General features: G+C 69.5%; 2 protein-coding genes. Both read right to left on the bottom strand.

The window, feature by feature from the left end; translation table 11 throughout:
- Positions 1-468 (bottom strand): pyruvate kinase (locus tag RM463_RS17385; RefSeq protein ID WP_311430769.1); only part of this gene is annotated, 468 nt, incomplete at its 3' end.
- Positions 465-1,820 (bottom strand): glycerate kinase, encoded by a 1,356-nt coding sequence (locus RM463_RS17380; protein ID WP_195689993.1) that lies wholly within the window; start codon positions 1,818-1,820, stop codon positions 465-467. The genes RM463_RS17385 and RM463_RS17380, both read right to left, overlap by 4 nt.
- Positions 1,821-2,166 lie beyond the last annotated feature (346 nt).

Raw genomic sequence — 2,166 nt, 5'->3', positions numbered from 1 at the left:
GGTATGGATCTCCCGGCCCGCCACGGCGGTGACATCCAGCACCAGCCGGCCATCATCGAGCAGCAGGCGGTCGCCCGCCACCACATCCTCGATCAGCTGCTTGTAGTCGCAGCCCACGCGCTCCTCATTCCCCGCATCGCCGTCCAGGGCCATGTCGAGGGTAAAGGCAGCCCCTTCGGCGAGCTCCACCGCGCCGTCACGGAAGCGGGCGATGCGGATCTTCGGCCCCTGCAGATCGCCCAGGGCGGCGACGCTTCTGCCCAGGCGAGCGGCGATCTCGCGGACTCGCTCCAGGCGGCGGCGGTGATCGTCGGCAGTGCCGTGGGAGAAGTTGAGGCGCACCACGTCGACACCGGCCGCGATCATGGCCTCGAGCACGCCCTCGCGGTCGCTGGCGGGACCCAGGGTGGCGACGATCTTGGTGCGGCGAATGGGATCATGGATGGGAGCGTGGGGGGGTAGCGTCATGGCGTCCTCGGCAGAATCAGGATGGCACGGAAGTCGTTGACATTGGTCCGCGTCGGGCCGGTCACGATCAGCCGGTCCAATGCCTGAAAGAAAGTGTAGGCATCATTGCGTGACAGAAAGGCGTCGGGGTCAAGCCCCTGACGCTCCGCCCGTGCCCGGTCGGACGCCGCAAACAGCGCACCGGCATTGTCTTCCGAGCCGTCGATGCCATCGGTATCGATGGCCAGGGCGTGGATGCCCGGCGCCCCCTGAAGTGCCTCGAACAGGCCCAACAGGTACTCGACGTTGCGCCCGCCGCGGCCATCACCTCGCACGGTAACGCTGGTCTCGCCACCGGAGAGCAGCAGCAGCGGCCGCTCCCGCTCGCTCTGACTCGACAACGCCAGGCGCGCCTGGGCACGGCCCAGATCGCGAGCCTCACCCTCGAGATCATCGCCCAGCACACGCACCTCGATGCCGCTCGCCTCGGCGGCCATGCGGGCGGCGTTCAGGACGTCACAGGCACGCGCCAGCACCCGTGAGCGATCGCGGGCGAAGTCGGAATCACCCGGTGCCGGCGCCCTGTCGGCGGCCTCCAGATGGCGGCGCACGCCATCGGGAATCTCGATGCCATGGCGTTCCAGGGTGGCCAGGGCATCCGCCGGAGAGCTGGCATCCGGCAGCGTCGGACCGGAGGCGATCAGGGTCGGGTCGTCACCGGGCACATCGGAGATCAGCCAGGTCAGCACCCGAGCCGGGTGGGCCGCGGTGGCCAGCCGCCCACCCTTGATCGCCGACAGATGGCGACGCACGGTATTGATCTCGCGGATCGGTGCCCCGCAGCGCAGCAGGGCCTGGTTGAGGGCCTGCTTGTCGGCCAGGGTGATGCCCGGTGCCGGCAGGCTCATCAGCGCCGAACCACCGCCGGAAATCAGCGCGATCACCAGGTCATCCTCACCCAGCGGCTCGACCGCCTCGAGCATGCGCCGGGCGGCCTCCTCGCTCAGGCCATCGGGCATCGGGTGCGACGCCTCGAGCACCTCGATGCGCCGGCCCTCGCCCTGCGGCCCCTGGGGGCCCTGCCCTTGAGGACCATGCCCGTAGCGAGTCACCACCAGCCCCGTCAGCGGCGACTCGGGCTGCTGGGCCAGCCAGGCCCGCTCCAGTGCCGCGGCCATGGCGGCGGCGGCCTTGCCCGCTCCCACCACCACGGTGCGCCCGGCAGGTGCCGGCGGCAGCTCGGCGGGCAGCAGGCTGTCGGGGTGCACGGCATTCACGGCCGCATCGGCCAGTCCGCGTAGCCAGCTCAGGGCCTCGGGTTCCGACAGCGCGGCAATGGCCTCCGGGGTGGAGAGCGTCGGCAGAGTGATCATGGAGTTTTCCTCTTCAAGCTGATGATGCACGCCGGGCACCTATGATTCGGGGGTCGAGTTAAAGAACCCGACGACAGGGCGTTCCCTGTCGCCGGGAAAGGCCACCATAGGCGACCTGGGAGGCTGGTGACGACCCGACGCCAACCTCCCGGAGTCCGTCGATCTCGGCCGGCTACTGGCGGCCGGCGTAGCCCCGACAGACTCCACAGGGAGCAGTCACCTCCCCTGTCGTCGCTGACCCAGCACCGGGTCAGCGAACGAACCTTTACTGTCCTACCTCATGATCGGCCAGCACTTCCAGGGCCCTGAGGATACCGGCATGATCCCAGTCGGGGCCGCCATTGGC

Origin of the sequence: Halomonas sp. LES1 (assembly GCF_031846005.1) — a bacterium.
Lineage (GTDB): Bacteria > Pseudomonadota > Gammaproteobacteria > Pseudomonadales > Halomonadaceae > Halomonas.
Note: the sequence above shows the minus strand (reverse complement) of the source record. Positions and strands in the feature narration are given on the sequence as shown.

Excerpts from the sequence above, each read along its gene's own strand:
- RM463_RS17380 (WP_195689993.1), bottom strand. The coding sequence starts at position 1,820 with ATGATCACTCTGCCGACGCTCTCCACCCCGGAGGCCATTGCCGCGCTG.